Source organism: Vibrio satsumensis (genome assembly GCF_050337435.1).
Taxonomy (GTDB): domain Bacteria; phylum Pseudomonadota; class Gammaproteobacteria; order Enterobacterales; family Vibrionaceae; genus Vibrio; species Vibrio satsumensis.
Genome location: NZ_JAKJSX010000005.1, coordinates 253,999 through 277,679, shown reverse-complemented (window position 1 = coordinate 277,679; position 23,681 = coordinate 253,999). Strand labels below are relative to the sequence as shown.

The following is a 23,681-nucleotide window of genomic DNA, read 5'->3' as shown; positions in this document are numbered from 1 at the left end:
GACAGTAGGAGCGACCATGACACAGCATTCCAATTCTCAAGTATCACTTAGCAGCACTCAAACACCAGAAAACCAATCTTCTTCAATCAATACTCCGATTGTTTTGACCATTGCGGGTTCTGATAGTGGCGGCGGCGCAGGTATTCAAGCGGATATTAAAGCCATGTCTGCAACGGGTAGTTTCGCTTGTTCGGTAATTACCGCTATTACTTCCCAGAACACTCAAGGCGTTTCCGCCATTTTTCCAATCTCACTTGAGCATGTTGCCAGCCAGTTAGATGCGGTGTTCACCGATCTGAATATCGTGGCGGTAAAAGTCGGTATGTTGGCGGACTCGCAAATCATCAGAGTCGTTGCTGACAAGATCAAACAATACCAACCAAAACACTTAGTGATTGACCCTGTAATGGTCGCGACAAGTGGCGACCTTCTTCTAGAAAACTCGGCTATTACTACGTTAAAACAAGAGCTGATTCCGCTCGCAGACATCATTACGCCTAACTTGCCAGAAGGCGCAGCACTTACCGGTAAAGCTGTGCCTGAAAGCGAAGCGGAAATGCAGGATATGATTGAAGACCTGCGCGCCTTAGGTGCTAAAGCAGTGCTGCTAAAAGGCGGTCACTTGGAGAAAGATGAAAACAGTAACGACTTACTGATTCTACTAACCACATCTGCTCTGATTAGCGCGAAGCGTTTTCCTACCAAAAACACTCATGGCACGGGTTGTACGCTCTCTTCTGCTATCGCTTCTTTCTTGGCTCAAGGCAACACGCTCCCAGAGGCTGTCGACCTAGGTAAACAATACATTTCACGCGCGATTGCCCATGCTGACGAATTGAAAGTCGGTCAAGGTCATGGCCCGGTAAACCACTTCTTCGCTGGACACGGTAATGTCCGTTAATACGATTGGTGTTCAACTTAGCAATGCGACGCTGCGTTACCGAGATAGCGAGCGCGCGACCCTGTCGGGACTGTCACTTAATTTAAGCGCAGGTAAGTGGACAGTGCTGCTTGGTCGCAGTGGTTGCGGGAAAACCACGGTATTGCGATACCTAGCAGGTTTACTCGATGACAAAGTTGAATGGCAGGGCACATTGGCAACGTCTGATGAACGGCCTCTAACCGATCGCATCGCTTACATGGCGCAGCAAGATTTATTACTGCCATGGTTGTCGGTAATCGACAACGTGTGTCTGAGCCATCGCTTTCAAAATTCCGCAGACAAGCATCAAAGCCAAGCATCCGATAAACAAGCTCAAACTCACCAAGCATTGGAATTGCTAGCATCGGTTGGTTTGGTTGATTACGCAGATACCATGCCGGATCAGTTGTCTGGCGGTATGCGCCAACGTGTTGCTTTGGCTCGTACTTTAATGCAAGACAGGCCTGTCGTGCTGATGGACGAACCTTTCTCAGCGCTGGATGCGGTAACAAGACACAAGTTACAGAGCTTAGCGTGTGAACTGTTAAGAGATAAAACCGTTGTGTTGATTACCCATGATCCACAAGAAGCGGTGCGTTTGGCGGATAACTTGTATGTGTTACAAGGCACGCCTGCGAGTGCCCAGTCATTATCTGTGCCTAACACCCTCACACCAAGAGTGTTAGATGGTGAATGTGCTGAGTTACAACAAGCGATCTTAGAGCAGTTGGAGCGTGATTATGAATGATCTAACGCGAAGTGAAGCTGTGGCTCGTTCAGCTAACACGCAAGCTAGCACAACACATCCTCGTCAGATGAACCCCGTGATGCGTTTGCTTATCAGCAGTGCTGTGATTCTTGGTTTATGGCAAATGGTGGTGGTTATCTTCGAGATGCCAAGCTTCATTCTGCCAGCTCCCGCAGAAGTCTTCCTTAAGCTGATTGAACGCTACGATGTATTACTCAAACACACTTGGGTGACCGCGCAAGAGATCTTACTTGGGCTTTTACTGGGTTTGTCTATGGGGCTGTTTTTCGCCTTGCAGATGTTGATATTCGAACCGCTGAAACGCTGGTTGTTGCCTATCTTAATTGCTAGCCAAGCGATTCCTGTATTCGCGATTGCACCAGTACTGATGCTGTGGCTTGGCTATGGCATCGCTTCAAAAGTGGTGATGGCGGCGATCATAATCTTCTTCCCCGTGACCACTTGTTGTTATGACGGCCTACGTAATACACCGACGGGTTATCTTGACCTCGCTAAGACGATGGGCGCATCGAAATGGCAACTACTGCGTTATATCCAGCTACCTGCTGCGCTGCCAACACTGGCATCTGGCATTCGTGTGGCTGTGGTGATTGCTCCAATTGGCGCAGTCGTCGGCGAGTGGGTGGGTTCGAGTGAAGGGCTGGGTTACCTAATGCTGCAAGCCAACGCACGCATGATTATCGATGAGATGTTTGCGGCCTTATTCATCTTGGCGGTGCTGTCTATCTCGCTTTACTTCATCACAGATAAGTTACTCAAAAAAGCTATCCCTTGGGAAAACCAGTGATGGTTCGCTCAATAACTCTTTGTTTAATAAAGCTTCGCTCAAGGCTATTTATCTAAACAACACCTAGTTAGAAATTAGTTCGATAAACACAATAATAATATTCAAAAGGAAAGGTTAACTATGAAAAATACCAAATTGGTAGGTGCAGTGGCACTGCTTGCTTCGCTAGTTTCAGGTCATGCATTGGCGGATTCTGAACAAAAGAAACTGACACTGATGTTGGATTGGTTTGTGAATCCGAACCACGGCCCAATTGTGATTGCTCAAGAGCGTGGTTACTTTGCTGACCAAGGCCTAGAGGTTGAAATCCAAGAGCCTGCTGACCCAAGCACACCTGCAAAATTGGTTGCAGCCGGTAAGGTCGACCTCGCAGTCACTTACCAACCAAGTTTAACCATGGATGTGGCGGCGGGGTTGCCTCTAGTTCGTGCATCAACCCTTATCGCGACACCACTGAACACACTAATGGTACTGGATAATGGCAAGAACGATTCGTTAGCGGATCTGAAAGGCAAGAAGATTGGTATCGCGATCGCGGGTAACGAAGAAGCGACGATCGGCACCATGCTGGCTCAGGAAAATGTTGAGTTTACCGACGTGCAAACCATCAATGTCGGTTGGGCACTGTCGTCTTCACTGGCATCAGGCAAGGTAGACGCAATCTGGGGTGGCTTACGTAACTTCGAAACTAACCAGCTAGCCCTTGAAGGCTTTAAAGCAAAAGCGTTCTTCCCTGAAGAGCACGGTGTGCCAGCTTACGACGAGTTGATCTTTGTGGCGAACGCAAAGAAACATGATGACGAAGCCATCAAAGCATTCAACAAAGCACTTGAGCAAGCAACCACTTACATTGTGAACCACCCACAAGCTTCATGGAGTGAGTTTGTGGCGTATTCACCAGATACGTTGAATAACGAACTTAACCAACGCGCATGGAACGACACACTGACTCGTTTTGCACTTCGCCCTTCTGCAGTCGATATGAAGCGTTACGATGATTACGCGCAGTTCATGTTCGACAAAGGCATTATCAAATCACTACCAAAAGCCGTTGATTACGTACCGACTTTTGACTAAGGAATCTCATGAAATACCAAGACTTAATCCAAGCCTGTCAGCAAGATTGGCAAGACTACACCGAGCATGATTTTGTTAAAACGCTGGCAAATGGCACTCTCGCTCAGCCGTGTTTTCTGCATTATTTGAAGCAAGATTTTCTGTTCTTAAAACAGTATGCCCGTGCATACGCGTTAGCGATTTACAAAGCCAAAACCTTGGCTGACATGCGTCGTGCATTGCCAAGTGTTCATGCGCTGTTAGATTCTGAAATTTCACACCACGTGACTTACTGTGGTCAGTGGGGTTTAACGGAATCTGACTTGGAAAATGAACCTGAAGATTTCGGCACTGTGGCTTACACACGCTACGTTCTAGATGCGGGTATGACAGGTGATATTGTCGATCTTTATGCGGCATTGGCTCCGTGTTCAATTGGTTATGCTGTGATTGGTAAAGCGCTATTAGAAAGCAGCGATACTGTTTTGGAAGGCAACCCATACGCGAGCTGGCTGCAGCTTTACGGCGGAGAAGAGTTCCAATCTGGCGTGGCAACGGGCGCAGAGTATTTCAATCAGCTGCTGGCTGAAATTGATATTAACAGCGAGCGCGGTCAGAACATCGTTCATATCTTCAAAACCGCAACACGTATGGAAGTGGCTTTCTGGCAGCAAGGTCTGAATGCAGTTGATGACTCGACAGCGGCTTAAAAGCGACTTTCACGAATAAGGATTAACCTATGCTAACTGAACAAATCATCCAATCGCTGCACGCAGTACGAGAGCAAAAACCGTTGGTTGTGAACATCACCAACTACGTTGTGATGAACAACACGGCCAATGCGTTATTGGCGATTGGCGCCTCGCCTATCATGGCGCACTCACAGCAAGAACTGGCAGAGATGATGTCTTTCTCTGGCGCTTTGGTGATCAACATCGGCACGCTCGACAGCGTTTGGACACCACGAATGTGTTTTGCTGTTGAACAAGCGAATGCGAACAACAAGGTTGTGGTGCTTGATCCTGTGGGTTGTGGTGCAAGTACGCTGCGTACCGAGACTTCTCGTGAAATTGCACGCTTAGCTGACAAGTTGATCATTCGTGGTAATGCGTCTGAGATTATTGCTCTTGCGGGCGAGCAAGCACAAAGCAAAGGTGTTGATGCGTTAGATAGCAGTGATGCAGCATTAGGCGCAGCGCAATGTTTAGTGGCTGAATACGGTGCAAATGTGGTGATTTCCGGTGAGACAGATTACGTTGTCACTAAAGACAGCGTGGTGACCTTAAATAATGGACACCCAATGATGCCGTATGTGACAGGCATGGGTTGTACCTTAACCGCATTGACGGGAGCATTTGCAGCTGTTGGTGATGAAAGTGGTTTGGCTGCTGCGGCAGTATTAGGCGTGGTTGGTGAAATCGCAGCTGAAAACTCACGCGGTCCGGGTAGCTTGCAAATGAATTTGCTTGATGAGTTATACCAGTTAGACGAAGAGACTCTGATTCAACGTTTGAAGATTCAGTAAGCTTAATCTAGAGACAAGAGCTTAACTTATAGCTCTTAACTTAACGAAAAGCCCCCGACACTTATGTGTAGGGGGCTTTTTATTCTGATTCGGAACTACGCCAGTTGTGTTAAGTCTGGTTTAGCTAAGTTCTAAATCGATTCACTTGGCTCTCTAGGTGATGAGCAACTTCAGTTAAGTCGCTCGCTGCACCTGAAATGCTGCTCACAGACTCTTGGTTACTTTGCGAGATGGTATTGGCCCCTTGCGCGTTTTCACCTAGTGATTTTGTTAAGCAATCCTGCTCATCGACGGATATTGCGATTTGGCTGTTGGCTTGATTCAAATCTTGGATATGTTGGTTGATCACATGCAAGTTCTGAGAAGCTTGTTGTGCCTGAGTTGAAGCATCGGAAACCGTGCTGTGGCTCTCTTTGATAGACTCTAATGCATCTTTAGCACCACGTTGTAGCGAGGTGATGAGTTCATCAATCTGGCTTGCCGAATCTTGAGTACGCTTAGCTAAGGTTCTTACTTCATCGGCTACTACTGCAAATCCACGACCTTGTTCACCCGCACGAGCGGCTTCAATGGCGGCATTCAACGCTAGTAGGTTGGTTTGCTCAGAAACGCCTTTGATTACTTCAAGAATGGCACCAATGTTCATCGACTCTTTGTGTAGGTCGGTCACTTTCTGGCTGCTGACTTGCATGCTTTCATCGGCGCTGCCAATTTCATGCAGTGTCTTGTCTACTTCTTTAAGTCCCATAGCCACATTCTCGGTCGCTTGATTTGCGACTTGAGAGGCGTGGTTAGCACTTGAAGCAATTTCTGATGTGCTTGAAGCCAGTTGGTCAACCGCGGATGAGATGTTCATCATTTCACTGTTCAACTGTGTTGCGTTAGTCGAGCTGTTATTGGTCACTTGATTGAGTGATTTGGACATCTCGCCAATACGCACGCTAGAGCGGTTCACTTGACCAACAATATCGCGCAGAGATTCAATGGTGATCTCCATGTTCGTTAGTAGCTCGCCAATCTCGTTCTTGCTCTCAATGTTTACTTCAACATTCAGGTTACCTTGAGAAAGCTCATTGGTGATCTGCTTAACTTGTGCAATACCCTTGGTGATAGAGCGAGTGACCAACACGGCACTCGTCATACCGATAACCAAAGCGACACCCGTTAGCAAGATGATGATTTGAATCGATCGCTTCTCACTGGCTTGTAGCACTGGCGTGAGCGCTTGCTTCTGCTGCTCGAGAATACTTTGAGCATCCGCGACCGCAATCGCTAAGCTATCACCAATAGAGGCGAGGGTAGCGGTTCTTTGCGTGTTCTCAATCATCTGTTGATGAACTTGCTCAAAGCCTTTTGCATACGCTTTACGTTGGTTCGAGAAGTCTTCAATCAGCTCACTTTGATAAGGTGATGATTTGAGAGATTCAATATCGCCTTCGATACCTGGTAGAGCATATTCAAAAATGTCTTTACCAGCTTCATAGGTTTTAAGGTCGTTGTTGTTTGAGTAGCTCAGCACTGTGATCTTGGCGGCGAGGAAGTTCTCCATCAACATGCCCGCGTATAAGCTCGCGTTTGGATCGTTGTTATTGTAAGACTCATACAACAAGCTCTGAGCAGCTCTCAGTGCGTTGGTTTCGCGTTTGACCATCTCAACGTTTACCAGTTGGTCAATGAGGATCTCACTTTGTTTCATTGATCCATAAGCCACATCAAAGGCCGCCACGCTGTCTTGCACGAGCTGCAAGCTAGCTAGGCTATCGGTTTTGGTGGTGGATTGAATTAAGTTGTTGAGCAGATCATCAATCGCGAGTTTACTTGATTGATAATTCGTTTCGTACTGTTCATCCAATGACTTTAAGTAACGTCCAGAGGCTAAACGCATCTGAAGAAAGTGCACTTGAATGTTGCCTGAGAGTGTCGCTTTATGGCTGAGTTCACTGTATTGGCTGAAGCCGTTCGACAAGGTTTGGATACCTTTGTAACTCACAAAGCCTGAAATGACGAAAAAGAGCAAGCAGATGGCATAACCCAGCTTGATCTTGAGCGCTATAGAAAGGTGGCGCATAACTATCCCTATATTTACCTGATTCCTTCACAGCGGAGTATTTCATAAAACAGCATTCTGGGCATGCTTGAAGTGAACACTTTGTGTAATAAGTAACGCTTTCGTTAAAAAGTTCAGGTTTTTCGACATGCTTTCAACGAGTTGCGTATTTGATGACACATGTGTAAGTGAGCTAATTTAGTATTAACTTCCATGCACATGATGCGATTTGTCGGTAAAATGGTGCAACGCCAATTTTAGACATCGACTCCGAAGGTACGAAATGAACCCTTATAAGCTCTACTTAGTAACGGATGACCAACAAGATTTAGAAACGCTTAAGTTCGTGGTTGAACAAGCGGTCGCTGGTGGTGTCACTATGGTCCAAGTGAGAGAGAAACATGGGGATGTGAGAGCTTTCATTGAACGAGCACAAGCTGTTAAGTCGATTTTGGTTGGTTCAGGTGTTCCGCTGATCATCAATGACCGAGTGGACGTTGCATTGGCTGTCGACGCCGATGGTTTGCATCTGGGGCAATCGGATATGCCTGCAGTGCTAGCTCGTCAGTTGATCGGCCCGGATAAGATTCTCGGGTTATCAATTGAAACTGAACAGCAGCTACAACAAGCCGACAGTTTGCCGATCGATTATATTGGACTCAGTGCGCTTTTTGCCACGCCGACCAAGACGAATCTAAAGAAACATTGGGGTTATGAAGGCATTCAAATGGCTTTGGAAACAACGAAGTTGCCGATTGTGGGTATCGGTGGAATTAACGAGTCGAACATTCCGCAGTTGGTTAAGACAGGCATTCATGGATTGGCCTTGGTATCAGCGATATGTCACGCTGAAAGCCCGAAACAAGCGACACGGGATTTGCTATTTTTAATGGAAGAGTGAAGGGGTTGTAGACTAGAAAACAAATGAGGTTAGTCATCTGTTTTCTAGTGAAAACACAGAGCTGTGCTAGATGTGCTTATCGATTGAGCATTTAAGGTGCTCTATCTAACATAGGGTTTGGTTTACTGAATGCACAGAGCAACGGTGCCTATGATCATAAGAACGATCGCAGCGTACCAACCGTATTGTGCGGTTTTATCAGCAACAAACACCTTAATGTAGTTGATCTCTTCATGTGCCATTGCGATGAAGTCCGTGTAGTTAATCGACAACTCACGGCTAGCTTCTTTCAGGTCTTGCTGAAGCTTGTTGAAAGACTCATCGATGAAGCCCTTTGTTTCCGAAGCAGACGGAGTAACAGTTAACGCTAGGCTATTCCAAACCGCCATACGCGATTCATATTCGCTTTCACTGACACAATTAAGTACGCGTAAATCATACTCTCGTTTGTTACGCTCTTTACCCATTTTTTCAGGGCAAATATTTCTTAAAACGTTCACGACAAATTTTCCAAAAGGTTCATTTAGATATAGAAAAGCACTCGAAGAGCGCTCATAAACTGGGTGCGAATTAATATTCAAAAAGTGATCTATTTGAAACCGGCATAAGCGACTGCAAGGCAGGGCGTTTATCTGGGAGATTTGAAGTTGGGTCAGTGGTGTTAAAGAGCGATTTGGGTCTGTCTAAATTCATTTGAAAAGACAAACCCGTTGGGATCGCAGTGTAGTTAGGTCACTTTTGGACATCAACTAGGGTGTTCTATCCACACGACAAAGATATTTATCGGCAAGATAAGCAGAAATGAGGTAGCAGTGGTGAGTTCCACGCCGATATTGAATCTCTGAACTGACGATGTTTGAAGATTAGGGAGCTTAGTTTGCTTGCCATTGATTGTATTGCAGTGAGTGTCCCTTAAGCTTTTCAATAAGGCTGGTGAGAACAGGGCCATTGATGTGGCTACGAGACACCAAACAACCCACAGGAGTAATCCAACCACCATGCTCGTGCGAGACAGGTAACGCCACAAGATCGCCTTTTTGAATGCTTTCCATCACCATCATTTCAGGTACATTTGCCCACCCAATATTTTGTTCAACGAGATCAATAATGGTTTTGTGATTGTTGGCATACCAAAGCATGGAGCTAATTCCGTAGGTGAACCACAGTTCGCGTTGCTTTGAACTGCGATGCACGCATTGGCGGTAACGTTTTAAATCGGAATCTTGCACAACGGGCATTTGACTTAGTTCGTGCGTGGCAGAACTGACAGTGAGAAAGCGTGCTTGGCCAAGTAAGAAAAAGTCCATATCCACCTTAAGTTCACCATCCGCATAGATGATGCCAATCTGCGCTTTTCCACGCCTCACCATGTCCTCAACATCGAAGGTAGAAGCGGTAATTATATCTAAGTGAGTAATTGGAAATTGATCAGCTAGTGAGCTGATTATCTTTATGAAGTTCTTATCAATGATGCTCTCATCAACCGCAATGATCAGTTCGTGCTCATCTTCTTGGGTCAGCGATTCTACTTTTTGGTCGAAGTACTTTTGCTGGTCGAGAATCGACTTGGCGACAGGCAATAACGCTTTACCTGTGGAGGTTAAAACGGGGATGTTCTTCTCTCTGTTGAACAGCTCTTGGTCGATGGCAATTTCTAGGTTGGCGACCGACTGGCTTACTCCAGACTGTGCACGTTTCAGCTTGCGTGCCGCGGCAGAGAAAGAGCCACTTTCACACACAGTGACGAAGACTTTTAGTTGCTCAAAACTGTACATGCTATCTCTCGCTCAATACCAAATAAGGGTGATAACGTTTAGGCTATCACTATTCGTGATGGCTGTTAACTTTCTCTTATTATTTCGGATGACATAATCCTACCTAATCCAACACTTACTAGATTATTTAGAGGAATGTATGAGTACCTTAGAAAGAGTGTTCCACTCAGTGTTATTCGAAGTTTTAGCCGTAACGCTTTCAATAATCGGCTTAGCGATATTTACCGATCACGATGTGAATGCCTTATCAGGAACAATGATAGTTGTTGCGACCATCGCGATGATGTGGAACTACTGTTTCAACCGCATTTTTGATCGCTATTTCACGGGTGAAAAATCCAAGCGTTCTCTGAAATTACGCATTTTTCACGTGGTGCTGTTCGAAGCTGGACTGTTGATAGCGACTATCCCGGTAATGGCTTACTTACTTAACGTGGGTATATGGCAGGCGTTCTTGATGGATATCGGCGTGACCATTTTTATTACCATTTACGCGTTTGTGTTTAACCTGATTTACGATCATGTGCGTGCATTCTGGGTACGAAAAGCCGATTTGGCGGTTCAATAAATTGCTCATTGAATCAACGTGATTATAGATACTAACCGTTTGTTTATTCGTTATTTTAGTGGAGGTATTCGGTTAGTAAACCTAGGTCACTCGTCATTTATTCTGCTATCTTAAACAGGGTGATAATTTGAGTTCGTGAAAGAATAGATTAAGAGGAAAGGATGTCCAATACCCTTCAAATGACGGTTGTAGATAAGAAAGAAGTCGAGCTTTTTGCTGAGCTTTTCAAAAATATCGATGGTGAAATCTACACTTTGCTACGCTGCGCTAAAATCCCTAATGACATTCTTATCAACAATGAACATTACGATTATCTCCCTGAGACAACCGTTAAAAATGTGGTCAAGATTATGGGGGAGTCGGCGTCACGAGAAGAGTTTGCGCTGTTTATGTGGAGCTTTTGCAAGCAAACCTATGTGCCCAGGTTTGTGGCTAAATTAAGTCAGCAAGATTCGTTAAAAAGTGCGCTAGACCAGTTTGGCGAGCAGTTAAAGCTCATTTCCAATGGTGCGATTGTCTATACCAAGCATTCTGGTGGCAAGTGGTGGTTTGTACGCGAGAAGCCGTTTACTAATGCACCTTGGTTTAAATTTGCAGAGCTGTTCTCTGTGATTTTTATCAACGAGTTACTTTCAGTATTAACACAAGGGCGCTGGAAGCCTTCTGAAGTGGGTATTCAGAGCGATGACCTTGATTGCTTTCAATCTTTGCCACAAATGGGGAATGCTCAGTTTTACACGCACAGGCCTGTTACGGCTTTCGAAATTCCAGAAGATATCATGCTTGAGCCAATTGTCTTGCCAAAGGTTGCCGAGGCACTTGAGCCAACAGCCCCTTTACCTAGTACATTTCTCAATGCCTTCAAGTTGGTGATAAAGCCTTATCTCACCATGGGAAAGCTCCCGATTAGCTTGGCTTCTGAGATTCTAAATATTCATGTCAGAACGATCCAGCGTCGGCTGGAAAGTGAAGGAGTGGTCTACAAAACCTTGATTGAAGAGATGGTTCTAGATCAGGTTTTAGAATTGCTCAAGCAGCCCGATCTATCGATCACTCAAGTAGGCGCGAAGATGGGATATTCCGATTCATCTCACTTCACTCGAGCTTTTAAGAGGCAGATGAACATGACGCCAAGACAGTACAGAAAGGAGCACTGTTAAATTCCTTATGTAGAAACCGGAGCCCAGATACATCTTTATTTATTGTCACCAAATGGCAATTTATCAACCTTGAATACTGGCAGTATGTCTACTAAGTTATTGAATGTTGATGAGTTGTTTTTTCCTCGATTTTTGCTTAGATTTTGCGATTTTCGTGGTCAATAAAAGCACCTTTGAAACCTCATAACACTCATTAGTAGTTACGGAATCGTTATGGGAAGTGGACTCCACTCATAAACGGAATCAAGGTGTATAAATGAAAAATGCAGGTTTAAAACTCTCTGTTGTTGCTCTCTCGTGTTCATTTGCTCTTTCTGCAAATGCAGCGTCAACATTGTTTACTAATGTTGATATTTTTAATGGCACAGAAAATAAATTGTACGAAGATCATCACGTACTGGTTGAAGATAATCTAATCAAACAAATTTCGGCAAACCCAATTGAAGCTGGTGAAGCTACTGTCATTGAAGGTGAGGGTAAAACGTTAATGCCTGGCTTAATCGATGGCCATGCCCACGTTATGATTAACTATAATTTTGGTGACATCGAAACCAATAAAGATCTCACTGACATCTCTATTCATGCAACGCAAGTGGCTAAGCGCTACTTAGATGATGGTTTTACAACCGTTCGTGACATGGGCGGACCTGCCTTCGGTTTGGCTCGCGAAATTGAGAGTGGCAATGTTGTTGGCCCTCGAATTTATCCGTCTGGCGCATTTATCTCTCAAACATCAGGTCATGGTGATTTCCGAGATAGAAGTGATCCCGGTTTCACGCCTAATTCGGTAGGGGATATTTCTAACTTCGAAAGAATGGGCATTGGCGCTGTAGCCGATGGCGTGCCTGAAGTACTCAAAGCGACAAGACTGAACTTACGCAATGGTGCTACTCAGATAAAGATCATGGCCGGTGGTGGTGGTTCATCTCGATTTGACCCGATTGATACAACTCAATACTCGGTAGACGAAACCTGTGCCATCGTTGAAGCAGCAAAAGATTGGAACACTTATGTTGCTGCGCATACATTCAATGACCGCTCGGTAAATCGTCTGCTTGATTGTGGTGTTAAAACCTTCGAGCACGGATTCTTTATTAATGATGACACGATGAAGAGAATTGCAAAAGAGGGCGGATACGTTGTTCCACAGATGTGGGGTCTATCACCAGATCTAGCAAAGAATCCGCTTATGCCTGCAGAAAAACTGCCTATGGTTGCTCAGCTTCAAGAGCAATATGGCGACTACGGTCAACGCCTACTGGAAAACAACGTGAAGGTTGTTTTTGCATCAGACTATGTAGGTGCAGATTCGGATGCTGAGCGAGCTCGTCGTTACGAAATTTACTGGAGAACACAAGCGTTTGGTAGCAACTTCGAAGTGCTGAAACAAATGACATCTACAGCTGGTGAAATGTTAGCGATGTCAGGTCCTAGAGGTACAACCCAAGGTAAGTTAGGTGTCATCGAAAAGGATGCCGTTGCAGATATTCTACTGGTAGATGGTAATCCACTGGAAGACATGACGGTATTAGGTGCGACCACCGAGTGGTTTGACGCTGACCCTGAATACAAGACTATCGATACGATTAAATTGGTAATGAAAGATGGCGTTGTATACCGCAACGAAATGTAATCTTTGATTTGATGTTTAATAGTTAGGTAGGGGATTTCCTCCTCTACCTAATTTCGCTTAACGATGTTTTTGTGAGGTAAAGTTTCATGGTTATTTTGAAGCCAATCTGTTCGCTGTTTGTATTGTGTTGTTTGTCGTTTTCATCACTAGCTAACGAAGTGAAGGTTACATACTGGGACGAGTTAATCCCAAGCATGGAGCTGATAGAAGACCCATTTCAAAAGCTCGACCGAAATCAGATGTTCGACATGGCGACTATTGCTCGTTTTAAAGACGCGCAAACTGAAGATGGTTTTGTCGCAAGTGACGAAGCAAAACAGGAAATAGTGGAAGTAACAGAAAGGCTCAAAAAACAGGACGTCGATGTTGAAGCGCTGTTTGTTGCTCGTGAGCAGATTATGAAGCAACGAGAAGCGTTAGGTTCTAAACCAAATAATGAGGTTGTAGGCAGTAAGCATCGAATCCCTGGCTATATCACTCCGATTGAAATGGATGGCACCAAGGTGACTAAGTTCTTCTTAGTGCCTTCTGCAGGAGCTTGTATCCATACTCCCCCCCCTCCTGCGAATCAACTGGTGCTGATAGATTACCCGCAAGGCATTGAATTGGTGAGCTTAATGACGCCGGTTTGGGTTGAAGGGCAGTTAATAGGACACCAATCGAAAGAAAATGTGAATTACTCTGACGGTGCAGCCAACGTGCAGTCGGTATATGCGATGAAAGCGGACGGTATCGAACAATATCAGCCTTAACGAGTGTATTTAGTAGGCTCCAATATCTTGTAGGAAGTATTTAAATAGCTCCGTGTCATCAAATGACAATTTTCAATGTGAGTAATAACTAAAATAAAACTAACTTAAAAAGCATTGGTGACATGATGAATTCAAGATTATCTAAAGTAAGTATGGCAATTGTGATGGCGGTTAGCCCAATGAGCGGCGTTGTTTATGGCGCCAACTTCGAAGGCCCTGACTCTGTTGAAAATACAATTGCAGAACAGAAAGCACAAAAGAAATCTTGGAGGGAGTCGTTGGCCGATGATGGCATTACATTTGGAGCAGATTATAACGCTTTGGGTTTAGCCTCTAGCAATGGGTCTATGGGGAACGATGTTGATGCCTCTTCCGGTGTTGCGAGGTTTTATGGCTCTTGGAATTTGGTAGGCAAAGAGACGGGTAATACAGGCGGAATAGTATGGAAAGTCGAACATCGCCATGCCTATTCTGATTCAGCACCCAAAAATTTAGCCTTCATTGATGATACTGACCGATTGTTCAATAACGGTACCAAAGAAGGGTTAGGTTATGTAGGTATGATTGGCTCTGCCTTTAGCGACCAAGGCTTCCGCGTCACCAATTTGCATTGGAAACAAAAGTTCAATGGAGGCAAAACCTCAGTTATCGCTGGATGGCAGGATGTTACTGACTATGTGGACACATACGCACTCGCGAGCCCATGGTCTGGCTTTAGCAACCTTGCATTTTCAACGGGTGCTGGAGCGATGGGGTTACCTGATGATGGTGTATTGGCACTTTCTGCTGGGCATATGCTGACTGACAATTACTATGTGATTGCGGGTATCGCCGACGCCAACGGAAAATCAGACGATATCTTTGATGGCTTCAATACATTATTTGATGAGAGTGATTTTTTCACCACGCTAGAGCTCGGTTGGACAGCATCGCAAGACCAAATATTCACTGATAATTTCCACATTACAGCGTGGCACTTTGATGGTGGTACTCGTCATAGCTTGTCTGATGCGACAGGCGGAGGTGAATCTGGTAAAGGTATTAACTTCTCATGGAGTCAATTTGTCACACCTCAAGTAATGCCGTTTGTGAGAGGTGGTTTTTCTGATGGCGATGTTGCTTTGTATGAACGCTCATTGAGTGTCGGTGTTGGCTATTTTGGCCTAGGAAGCGAAAAGAACAACCTTGGTTTTGCGGTTAACTGGTCAGAAATTAATGAGTACGCTTTAAAAGGAATCTCGACGGGTGTGTATGGGAACGATGGCGAACAATTTACTGCAGAGCTTTATTACAATATGCAGCTTAATGATTTCATTCAAGTGACACCCGATATCCAGTACATCAAAGATCCTGCGTTTTCTAGTGAAAGCAGCGCTTGGGTATTCGGTGTTCGTGCAAGAATCTTTATCTAATTCTCCTTGTTTATAATCAGATTTGGATATAGAAAAGTGAGCCTAATCAGGCTCACTTTTTTGTCTTTGGTTTTTAGACATAAAGGCTATGCTTTCTTGGTTTTCAGGGTGTCACCGAACAAGATATTTATGGCTTCTAACATCACAAATCTTAACCCGACGAGAACCACGTAACTCGACAGGTCTTAAAGTCGGTTTGGCGCATTATGGTAAGTAAGGGTTTTAAGAATGATCCAAGATAAGACTCCAATTTAGACAGAGGCGCATATGATTATTCATTTTAGAATCCAAGATGTAGAAGAACTTTGGGGAGCCATAGATTTGGCAACGCTCTTACAGTTGGAACTGAGATCAGTATCAACCACACCGTTAACTCTCTGATTGAAATAGTGAAATTACCAATTACACTTGAAGCATAAGTTTGAATGGAGTCAACTTAATGCTTTCACCCCAATCGCCGTATTCCTCTTCCATTGCTCTGATCTTAACTGGTTTTTTTTCATTCTCGGCCCATGCGTCGAATGAGGCGATTCAACATCGGTTAGAAAAGATATTCGCTGTTTCTATAGCGCTTACTGACAGTGATGCAGTCTCAATTGGTTTTGTGGATTTCGACCCAAACTCGTTTATTAACTTGAACGACAGTGGTTTTGGCTCTGATAAAACTATCGACACTCGAAGCCAAGTCAGTGTCGGCTCTATCCCTTATTCTTCTGTAATGAAAACCGATGATCCCGACCTTGATCTGATTTGGTCTGTGCGAGGGTCGTATGCGCTCTCGGAACAAAATATTGAAATATCATCGGATGTGACTCCTGACCGTCGTGTTAATCCGAATAAAGACTCGGTATTGGGCTTGTATGGTTTCTTCGGCGTTCAAAATCATTTAAACCAACACTGGTCTATTGCTTATGGTTTGGGCGCTCACTTGCTCTATTACCGCAATAAATATGAATATAACAACAGCTACTCTCAGGCATTTCAATCTCAGTTAGATGGATATGCGCTGAACACGTCTGCATGGGCGCTGATTGGCGAGCCGTCGGTGAAACTCCAATACCTACAGAAACAAGAGTGGGGAAGTTGGAATATCTCATCAAGAGCACGTTATTTCTATGGAACAGGCTGGGGCGAAGCCAATGATGGCGACATTGGTAATCCAGAAGGATTACGCTTTATCAATGAAATTGAATTCCGACAGAATGTGGCACTGGATGCTTGGTCGTTAAAGAACCCTCAGATTCACTATAACCTGCGAAGAATCGACGTGGCAGGGGATCTTACTGACCCACTCGATACACACTATTACTATGAGTTTGGTGCAGGTTTAGTGTTCAATGTGCCTTACGATTCTTACTTCTTTGATAATTTTGGTGTTGGGATTAACTTCAACTACGGCAGTTCGCTGAGCGGTGGTAGCTTGCTGTTCTTACTCAACAATTAACATAAATATTTAATCTTAAAAGTACTCATCTAATTTTAATTTGTATGTGTCGTGAAATGGTAAATATTCGCTCGTAAACTTGGTCATCATAGTCGCTCACCCATAGCACGAGCACTCTATGAACAAGTTAAGCTTTGACCGAAAAATACCGTTATACGTGGTATCGGCACTTGTCCTAAACATGGTATTTAGTTTGTGGTTGCTGAGTATCGCTTCTACCACAGCCATGTCTTTTTCGGTATGTATGCTCTTTTTGCTCAGTACTTTCATTACTGCGCGTCTTTATCGATATGAAATGACTCAAAGCAAGAATAGCTTGTCTGAGGCGATTATTGATGGTGTTGCCGGCTTTATTATTCTTGATAGCCAACTGAGGGTCATTCAGGTCAATCAGCAGTTTTCTAGAGTCTCTGGTTATGCGTTTGACCAAGTCGAAGCTCGTCCTATTTCTGACCTCTGTTTTATGAACAACAGTGGTTTGATATCGACCATTGCGACCTCGCTTAAGCAAAATCACAGATGGAAAGGTGAGTTGAGTGGTGTCAGCCGACTTGGTGAACACTTTACGGTTAATGCAGTTGTCGAAAAGCTAACCGAAATATTGCCGAACAACGAAAAATACGTTGTAACTTTTACCGATATTAGTCGACGTAAGGTGCTCGAACGCCAATTAAGAATACTGGTTGAAACGGACTCACTCACAGGTTGCTGGAATCGCCGCCGCTTTGATAAAGAGTTAAGTCACTACTCAAACCTAGCTGATCGCTACGGTCATACACACTCCTGTTTAGCACTGATCGATTTGGATCACTTTAAAGCAATTAATGATAACCATGGTCATGATCAAGGTGACGTAGCTCTTAAAGAGGTGGCCGAACTGTTGAAGAATAACATCAGAGACACCGATATTGTGGCACGAGTTGGGGGGGAAGAATTTGCTATTTTGATGCCAGAAACCAACCTGTCAGAAGCGATTGAAGCTATGTATCGGTTAAAAGAAGTGATTGCTAAAGACACAACACTAAACCTAACGGTAAGTAGTGGTGTGTCTGAAATACAAGCGCATGCCGAAGCGACGTATCGCAGTGCGGATAGGGCGCTTTACCGTGCAAAAGGTAACGGCCGAAATAGAGTGTGTAGTTCCAGTTAGGGCTATATAAATCCAATTGCACCTGGTTAATCGGTTAGAACTGTTTTACGCGGAAATTGAGCGTTGATAAATCTTAGGCGTAAGGCCGGAAACTCGCTTAAATGCTCTAGAAAAGTGAGAGATATTGGTGTAACCCAATTGGCTCGAAATATAAGTCAGAGTATGGCCTTCTTCCATCAATTCACACGCAACGGAAAACATCAGGTTCTCTTTGATTTTTCGATAGGTGGTGTTTTCATTTTTGAGTTTTCGTTGAAACGTTCTCACGGAAAAATTAAGAAGCTCTGCAGCTTCTTCAAGCGAGAGGTCCTGCTCTTTCATATAGGGCTTGAGTAATTCGTAAACGCTGTCAGTAAAGCTGGTGTGCCACTCAATGATCGCGGGCTTATTGCTTAAGTCTTTGGCAGTAAGGCGAATGGGTAGTTGTAGGATCTCATCAGGGATCATCACAGCGGTTGAATTATGGTCAACAAAAAGCTGACAGTGACTTGGAAGCAGTGTTTTGACGATATCAGTGTCATGTCCTTGTAAACGTACTTTGCTTGGCTGCCAAGGTGACTGAGAGAGAATCGTTATTAGTTCAATAATGTAAGTGATAGCAAATACCTCTCCCCATTGGGACATGGGTGAATTATCTGCGGGGGCAGTTCGACAAAACCAACTCTGTCCGTGTTCTTGAATGAAGTCGACTCTACTGCCGGGAGAATCATAAGAGAAAATCGTGCTGATATGCTTTAGCGAATCTCCAATGGTTTCAAATTCGGTAAATTGATGCAAGACGTATGGGATGATTCTTCGCCTAAAGGCAAGGCCAAGTATGTCCGTAAATCGAGATACGCCTAGTTGTGATGAGGTCAAATAAATCAGTCGCTTGATTGATTCTGAGGGTACAAAGTCACTTTCTGATTCAATCAGATCGGGTGGTAAGCCCGAGTCTTCAAGTAGCTTGTGTAGGTCTAATCCATAGTCAGTGAAGATTTGGACTAAGATCTTAGCATAACTTGTTTGTATTACCGGTACTTGGTAGTGACTAGAGGTCATGAGAATACAATCCTGTATATATTGTCGCATTATTAGACGAGCATATCATTTGCAACGTTTTATTTACTAAATCTAACCTTATTTACTTGAGTTTTCCATTGCTAGGTTTATTTTTAAAGTATTAATTTTATTGATGTTAGTTATCTAGAAGGGAGTCCCATGTCAGAAGTTGAAGGGAGCAAGCAAGAAGCCAATGAAGAAGTTGTCGAACAAACAAATGGAAAAGACAAAGTAAGAAAGATAACAAATTACCTACTGTTATTTGTGGCGTTTATGTTGATCTTCAGTGTTATCTCAGATCGCATCATCCCTATTACTGACAATGCTCGTGTAAAGGGCTATATCGTTCCTATAAAGCCTGAGGTGTCGGGTAAAGTGCTAGATATCTTAGTTCAGCCGAACCAATTGGTTAATCAAGGCGATAAGTTAGCCATTTTGGATGAGTCTGATTACCGAATTGCCGTACAACAAGCAGAGCAAAATCTAGAGATTGCAGGCCAAAATGTGGGAGCTCAAACCGCTAGCATTGCTTCAGCTCAAGCGAAACTTACTTCAGCGATCGTTGAAAGACAAAATACTAAACTACAAGCAAAGCGTGTTTTAGAGATGGCCGACAAAGGTGTCGTTTCTAAATCAGACGCAGATAAAGCGCGAGCAGCATTAGCGACGTCTCGAGCAGCAGTTGTGAATGCGGAAGCTGACCTTGATCGTGCAAAGAAACAAATGGGTAAAGAAGGTGAAGAAAATAGCCAAGTGAAAGCGGCGTTGCTGGCTCTTGAACAAGCTCAATTGAACTTAGAGCGCACCGTAATTACCGCACCGACACAAGGTGGAGTTTCTAACTTTAGCTTATCTGAAGGTTTTTACGCTTCAGCAGGTCAACCGATCATGACTTTTGTCTCAACTGAAGATATTTGGATTGAAGCTTATTATCGTGAAAATAGCCTTGGCAACGTAACGGTCGGTGATGAAGTCGAAGTGGCATTGGATTTTGCTCCAGGACAAATTGTGAAAGGTCGAGTGAGCAGCATCGATTGGGGGGTTGATTGGGGGCAAAATGATCAAGCAGGTAAACTTGCTCAAGCTAGCCAACAAACGGGGTGGTTACGTCAAACACAGATGCTTCCTATCACCATAGAGTTTGAACGAGATGAGATGCAAGGTATGCTCCGAGTGGGTGGGCAGGCGGATGTGATTGTTTATAGTGGTGATAACTTTGTATTCAACGCAATAGGCAAAGTGTGGATTCGTTTGATTAGCGTGTTGTCTTATGTCAGATAAATCGATCCCTGACCAACAAACACAACAACGGATCCTGCGGTATACCGTTGGGGTTACGTTAGCTGTGTTTTTGGCTGCGTGGATTAACTGGCCGCTCGCATTTGTAGCGCCAGTGTTCACCGCTAAGTTTCTAATTGATAAACCAAGCCTTCATAAGGAGACGGTCTATGAACTGCTTTTGGCGGTAGTAGTGACCATGGGGTTAGGGTTATTGTTGTCGCGAGGAATTACCCATTATCCAGTTCCATTATTGATTTTGGTGGGGCTAGTGATGCTTTGGGGTTACTACTTATTTGTTGACCCTAAGTGGAATCTGTTCGCAACCATATTATTAATTGCTGTACTGATGTTGCCATTTATGGCGATTGATAACCCTGGAGTCTCGGTATTATTAGCATCTGGCTTGGCCACCTCTGGTGTGGTTTCGGTGACTATTTTTGCGCTGGTTCATATATTTTTCCCTGAACCGAAAACTGAATTCTCCGGCTTTGCGTCGGCGCCATTCAACAGAAGAGAGCGTTGGTATGCAGCTTTCCGCGCCATGATTATCTCTTATCCTGTTGTGTGTTTTTTCTTTATATTTCAGATATCTGAAGCATTGCTAACCATGATGTTTATTGCATTATTGTCACTAATGATTACTTCGGAAAAGTCGGTCAAGTTGAGTGCATTTCTGGTGATCAGTAATGGTATTGGGGGTTTACTCGCGATAGCGGCTTTTTCAATCCTTTCTATTGTTCCCAATATTATCTTCTACTCTTTATTCATAGGCTTGGTTGCTATTGTGATTGCCAAAAAGATCTACACGGTTCCCGAAAAAGCGCCGATTTTCGCCACTGCATTTAGTACGTTGCTCGTACTGGTTGGTAGCACATTGATGAGCTCAGGCGACATCGATAGCAACACTCTTATACGCATATTCCAATTAGTATTAATTGGCATATATATGATTTTAGCTTCTCTATTCCTAGAAACTCGGAATTGGAAGTTCCTACAAAATCAGCCTTAATTCTGTCTAACAAGGACGTCTCATGAAGTTAACCGATGATTTTTCAAAACAGGCGATAGACGCTGCCATAAAAATTGCAGCGATTGCCATGCTCGTGTATTGGTGTTTTTCGATTTTGCGCCCATTCATTCTTTTGGTGGTGTGGGGGGCGATCATTGCGACTGCGCTGTACCCTGTTGCTGTGGCGATTTCAAATAAAACGGGGATATCGAAAGGTAAAGCCAGTGCATTGCTGAGTTTTATTGGTGTTATTCTTCTGTTTATTCCTTTGGCCGCGCTTTCTTCCGGTATCTATACCAGTGCTTCTGACCTGATGACGGGGCTTCAAGATGGCACATTGTCCTTGCCTAAACCGAAAGAGTCTTTGCAAGAGATTCCGTTGATTGGTGAAAAAGTTTATGCGGTTTTAGTTCACGCTTCATCCAACATAGAAAGCGTGTTCATCAAGTATGCGGAAGAGCTGAAAATATTCGCGACCAAAGCAGCGTCGGTTCTGGGCTCATTGGGAGGTGGTTTCATTCAATTTATCATCTCGACCATCATTGCCGGTGCATTCATGAGTAATGCTGATAAATGCCAAACAGGTGTGACTCATTTAGTGGCGCGTTTAACGGGTGGTAAAGGTGAAGAATTGGTGCAGCTCTCTAAATCGACGGTGCGCAGTGTTGTGCAAGGTGTGATTGGTGTGGCTGTGATTCAATCAATTATGTCGGCAATCGGTTTGGTGATTGCAGGCGTGCCTGCCGCTGCCATATGGGCGCTAGCTGTGCTGCTAGTTGCAATTATCCAACTTCCACCGATTCTTGCTCTATTACCTGCGATTATCTACATGTTCAGCGTTGAATCGACGTTGGCGGCGAGCTTGTTCTTAGTGTGGTGTATTTTAGTCAGTGGTAGTGATGCTATCTTGAAGCCAGTACTGTTGAGCCGTGGCTCTCACATTCCAATGTTGGTTATCTTATTAGGTGCGTTGGGCGGAATGGCGATGTCAGGAATCGTCGGTTTGTTCGTGGGTGCTGTGATATTGAGTTTGACCTATGAGTTGATGATGGCGTGGCTAGGACTTGAAGATAAAAACCAAGCAGAAACTGAAAAAGACCAAGAAGAGACAGAGGAAAAATAGATGAAGCCAGTCTCGAAAGACGACAACTTCTACTTCTTGTTTTATGCATTGTTAGTGCTGTTTTTTGGTTGTGCGGTGATGCAGCAATTTTACCCACAAGGTCAGAAAACAATACTATTTCTCATCATAATTACTTTAGCGTGCTCAATTGCTGGTATCCATAGAGAGCGAGCCTTGTATCGATCTTGGTATGGTCTGTTGTTGATAACAGCGTCCGTATCAGGTGTATTTTCGTTTTTGGAAGGTTATAACCTGTCGATAGTGACGTTATTGGCGTTGGCTGTGTTCTTGTTCTCACACATTTACTCGGCGTTAAAACAGGTGATGAAAGCAAAAACGGTAACCCCCAATCACATTATCGGATCGATCTGTATTTACTTATTGTTGGGGTTTGCTTGGTCGATTATCTATTTGTTGATTTTGGAAATCTTTCCTAGTGCATTTTACGGTTTGGAAGAGCAAGTCTGGTTAACGAATTTGTTCAATGCGATGTACTTTAGTTTTATCACTCTGACCACCGTTGGCTATGGAGATATTTCACCGGCTTTGCCTATTGCTCAGTTCTTTGTGTTTATGGAATCCATTATCGGCAGCTTTTACTTGGCTATCATGGTGGCGAGTTTGGTGAGTGTTCGACTTACACAGTCTCAATCCCAATAGGTCACATACAAACAAGCCCGGCAATTGCCGGGCTTGTTATATTTTTACGATCTTAAAAATCTATATGGGCTACGAATCTTAAGCTTCAGAACCTTGAATCTTTTCTAATTCAGCGATAGTCGTTTGCGATACAAGCTGACCATCCATGTAATAGCTAACGTTTTGACCATCTTTGATGCCAGTCAGAGTTGCCGTTTCACCAGAGGTATATACGATGTCCATTTGAACTGTGTTCTCGTCGATCTTAATCATCTCACCTGTTTCAATTGTACGATTGTTTGAAATTGGCCCTACAGGCGCTTCTTTAAGGCTCGGATCAAGGTCATCGTTCACTTTGAAGTGAGTGTCAGTTTTCGTATCGAATACGTGTGGTGCACCGCTGATTGGGTTTTTACCTGTCCAGAACTCGAGGGAGTTGAATACTACGTAATCTGCTGCAGTTGTAATACCGTACACAGGTGCTAATAAGAAGTTTACACCTGCACGAGCATAGCGGTTATCGACAACTTCAACGTTAAATTTCATTACTTTCCCTGTTACGGCGTTACTGCCGATACAACCAGTTAGCGCAGAAGCCAAAACCGTTAGTCCTACAATTTTAAGTGCAATCTTTTTCATTTTAGTACCTGTATAAGTTAGAAGTCTGTTTCGTTGGAACAGGTGTAG

At 44.1% G+C, this 23,681-nt stretch carries 23 protein-coding genes; 18 read left to right on the top strand and 5 right to left on the bottom strand.

The window, feature by feature from the left end; all coding sequences use genetic code 11:
* Positions 1-16 precede the first annotated feature (16 nt).
* The 6 genes from thiD (at position 17) to thiM (ending at position 5,059) form a co-directional block, all read left to right on the top strand.
* Positions 17-901: a bifunctional hydroxymethylpyrimidine kinase/phosphomethylpyrimidine kinase gene (gene thiD, locus L4C44_RS07060; protein ID WP_428804695.1), complete on the top strand. Its 885-nt coding sequence runs from the start codon at positions 17-19 to the stop codon at positions 899-901.
* Positions 891-1,670 carry an ABC transporter ATP-binding protein gene (locus L4C44_RS07055; protein WP_428804694.1) on the top strand — a complete coding sequence of 260 codons (780 nt, stop codon included), beginning with the start codon at positions 891-893 and terminating at the stop codon, positions 1,668-1,670. The genes thiD and L4C44_RS07055 overlap by 11 nt, the downstream gene beginning before the upstream one ends.
* Positions 1,663-2,478, top strand: a complete 816-nt coding sequence (locus tag L4C44_RS07050; RefSeq protein ID WP_428804693.1) for an ABC transporter permease — start codon at positions 1,663-1,665, stop codon at positions 2,476-2,478. The genes L4C44_RS07055 and L4C44_RS07050 overlap by 8 nt, the downstream gene beginning before the upstream one ends.
* Positions 2,479-2,598: 120 nt before the next feature.
* Positions 2,599-3,555 (top strand): ABC transporter substrate-binding protein, encoded by a 957-nt coding sequence (locus tag L4C44_RS07045; protein ID WP_146490819.1) that lies wholly within the window; start codon positions 2,599-2,601, stop codon positions 3,553-3,555.
* 8 nt (positions 3,556-3,563) lie between these two features.
* Positions 3,564-4,244, top strand: coding sequence for a thiaminase II (gene tenA / locus L4C44_RS07040; RefSeq protein ID WP_428804692.1), 681 nt, complete (start codon positions 3,564-3,566; stop codon positions 4,242-4,244).
* A gap of 29 nt (positions 4,245-4,273) precedes the next feature.
* Positions 4,274-5,059, top strand: a complete 786-nt coding sequence (thiM, locus tag L4C44_RS07035) for a hydroxyethylthiazole kinase (RefSeq protein WP_428804691.1) — start codon at positions 4,274-4,276, stop codon at positions 5,057-5,059.
* A 124-nt stretch (positions 5,060-5,183) separates the two neighbouring features.
* Here thiM and L4C44_RS07030 read toward each other — a convergent pair whose 3' ends face one another.
* On the bottom strand, positions 5,184-7,127 hold the full coding sequence (locus tag L4C44_RS07030) for a methyl-accepting chemotaxis protein (RefSeq protein ID WP_428804690.1): 1,944 nt from the start codon (positions 7,125-7,127) through the stop codon (positions 5,184-5,186).
* A gap of 262 nt (positions 7,128-7,389) precedes the next feature.
* On the opposite strand from L4C44_RS07030, the gene thiE reads away from it, so the two are divergent.
* Complete coding sequence (gene thiE, locus L4C44_RS07025; protein ID WP_285953691.1) at positions 7,390-8,007, top strand: thiamine phosphate synthase; 618 nt, start codon at positions 7,390-7,392, stop codon at positions 8,005-8,007.
* Between the two features lie 122 nt (positions 8,008-8,129).
* Here thiE and L4C44_RS07020 read toward each other — a convergent pair whose 3' ends face one another.
* Both L4C44_RS07020 and L4C44_RS07015 read right to left on the bottom strand, forming a co-directional pair.
* Positions 8,130-8,474 carry a thiamine-phosphate diphosphorylase gene (locus L4C44_RS07020; protein ID WP_146490886.1) on the bottom strand — a complete coding sequence of 115 codons (345 nt, stop codon included), beginning with the start codon at positions 8,472-8,474 and terminating at the stop codon, positions 8,130-8,132.
* Positions 8,475-8,879: 405 nt separating this feature from the next.
* Positions 8,880-9,782: a LysR family transcriptional regulator gene (locus tag L4C44_RS07015; RefSeq protein WP_428804689.1), complete on the bottom strand. Its 903-nt coding sequence runs from the start codon at positions 9,780-9,782 to the stop codon at positions 8,880-8,882.
* A 139-nt stretch (positions 9,783-9,921) separates the two neighbouring features.
* Here L4C44_RS07015 and L4C44_RS07010 point away from each other — a divergent pair, with 139 nt between their 5' ends.
* The 7 genes from L4C44_RS07010 to L4C44_RS06980 all read left to right on the top strand — a co-directional run bounded on the left by L4C44_RS07010 (position 9,922) and on the right by L4C44_RS06980 (position 17,901).
* Positions 9,922-10,350 carry a PACE efflux transporter gene (locus L4C44_RS07010; protein WP_327784843.1) on the top strand — a complete coding sequence of 143 codons (429 nt, stop codon included), beginning with the start codon at positions 9,922-9,924 and terminating at the stop codon, positions 10,348-10,350.
* A 179-nt stretch (positions 10,351-10,529) separates the two neighbouring features.
* On the top strand, positions 10,530-11,510 hold the full coding sequence (locus L4C44_RS07005) for a helix-turn-helix domain-containing protein (RefSeq protein ID WP_428804750.1): 981 nt from the start codon (positions 10,530-10,532) through the stop codon (positions 11,508-11,510).
* Between the two features lie 256 nt (positions 11,511-11,766).
* Positions 11,767-13,143 (top strand): metal-dependent hydrolase family protein, encoded by a 1,377-nt coding sequence (locus L4C44_RS07000; protein WP_428804688.1) that lies wholly within the window; start codon positions 11,767-11,769, stop codon positions 13,141-13,143.
* Positions 13,144-13,346: 203 nt separating this feature from the next.
* Positions 13,347-13,895 (top strand): DUF3299 domain-containing protein, encoded by a 549-nt coding sequence (locus L4C44_RS06995; protein ID WP_419184294.1) that lies wholly within the window; start codon positions 13,347-13,349, stop codon positions 13,893-13,895.
* Between the two features lie 122 nt (positions 13,896-14,017).
* A complete protein-coding gene (locus L4C44_RS06990; protein WP_428804687.1) occupies positions 14,018-15,307 on the top strand; it encodes a carbohydrate porin in 1,290 nt (429 codons plus the stop codon).
* 439 nt (positions 15,308-15,746) lie between these two features.
* Positions 15,747-16,751 carry a Solitary outer membrane autotransporter beta-barrel domain gene (locus L4C44_RS06985; protein ID WP_428804686.1) on the top strand — a complete coding sequence of 335 codons (1,005 nt, stop codon included), beginning with the start codon at positions 15,747-15,749 and terminating at the stop codon, positions 16,749-16,751.
* A gap of 118 nt (positions 16,752-16,869) precedes the next feature.
* Positions 16,870-17,901, top strand: a complete 1,032-nt coding sequence (locus L4C44_RS06980) for a GGDEF domain-containing protein (protein ID WP_428804685.1) — start codon at positions 16,870-16,872, stop codon at positions 17,899-17,901.
* Between the two features lie 45 nt (positions 17,902-17,946).
* On the opposite strand, the gene L4C44_RS06975 is transcribed toward L4C44_RS06980, so the two are convergent.
* On the bottom strand, positions 17,947-18,942 hold the full coding sequence (locus L4C44_RS06975) for a helix-turn-helix domain-containing protein (RefSeq protein ID WP_146490810.1): 996 nt from the start codon (positions 18,940-18,942) through the stop codon (positions 17,947-17,949).
* 159 nt (positions 18,943-19,101) lie between these two features.
* Between L4C44_RS06975 and L4C44_RS06970 the strand changes: the two genes are divergently transcribed.
* From L4C44_RS06970 to L4C44_RS06955, 4 genes are read left to right on the top strand one after another with little or no spacing between them, the layout of a single operon-like run.
* Positions 19,102-20,223 carry an HlyD family secretion protein gene (locus tag L4C44_RS06970; protein ID WP_285953682.1) on the top strand — a complete coding sequence of 374 codons (1,122 nt, stop codon included), beginning with the start codon at positions 19,102-19,104 and terminating at the stop codon, positions 20,221-20,223.
* Positions 20,213-21,232: a DUF2955 domain-containing protein gene (locus tag L4C44_RS06965; RefSeq protein WP_285953681.1), complete on the top strand. Its 1,020-nt coding sequence runs from the start codon at positions 20,213-20,215 to the stop codon at positions 21,230-21,232. Before L4C44_RS06970 ends, L4C44_RS06965 begins: the two co-directional genes overlap by 11 nt.
* 22 nt (positions 21,233-21,254) lie before the next feature.
* Positions 21,255-22,355, top strand: a complete 1,101-nt coding sequence (locus L4C44_RS06960) for an AI-2E family transporter (RefSeq protein WP_285953680.1) — start codon at positions 21,255-21,257, stop codon at positions 22,353-22,355.
* Positions 22,356-23,015 carry a potassium channel family protein gene (locus L4C44_RS06955; protein ID WP_285953679.1) on the top strand — a complete coding sequence of 220 codons (660 nt, stop codon included), beginning with the start codon at positions 22,356-22,358 and terminating at the stop codon, positions 23,013-23,015.
* A 78-nt stretch (positions 23,016-23,093) separates the two neighbouring features.
* Here the strand turns inward: L4C44_RS06955 and L4C44_RS06950 are convergent, their stop codons facing one another.
* Positions 23,094-23,633, bottom strand: a complete 540-nt coding sequence (locus L4C44_RS06950) for a DUF3332 domain-containing protein (RefSeq protein ID WP_285953678.1) — start codon at positions 23,631-23,633, stop codon at positions 23,094-23,096.
* Positions 23,634-23,681: the final 48 nt, after the last annotated feature.